Here is a 306-nt window from a genome sequence, read left to right as displayed (position 1 = left end):
CAGATTCGTGATGACGGTCTCATAATCTCCACTTGGCAAAATAAAACGAACCACTCGGAAGGACATCGGGTAAAACAGGTTTTCCTGCAAATCCAGAAAATCAAAGGTAGAGGTGGACGGGACAAACTTATACTTCTCGGATTGAGCCTTAATCGCTTTGGTTTGCTTTTTGGTGAGTGTCAGATGCACATTCGTATCAAATGCTCCGCTAGAAGGCAAGTACAAGCCTGAAAGAATCCCCTTCGAATTCAAATCCCTTACCCTAATCACATAGTGCCACCCTTTGCGTTCCACATGGGCGAAATT

At 44.4% G+C, this 306-nt stretch carries 1 pseudogene; it reads right to left on the bottom strand.

Annotated features, from left to right (window positions below):
• Nucleotides 1–306: pseudogene (locus KIH86_RS10740) on the bottom strand (IS4 family transposase); the annotation flags it as partial.

This window comes from Paenibacillus sinensis, from assembly GCF_019904155.1.
Taxonomy (GTDB): Bacteria; Bacillota; Bacilli; order Paenibacillales; family Paenibacillaceae; genus Paenibacillus_AQ; species Paenibacillus_AQ sinensis.
The sequence above is the reverse complement of the archived record's forward strand: the minus strand, read 5'-3'. Positions and strand labels throughout refer to the sequence as shown.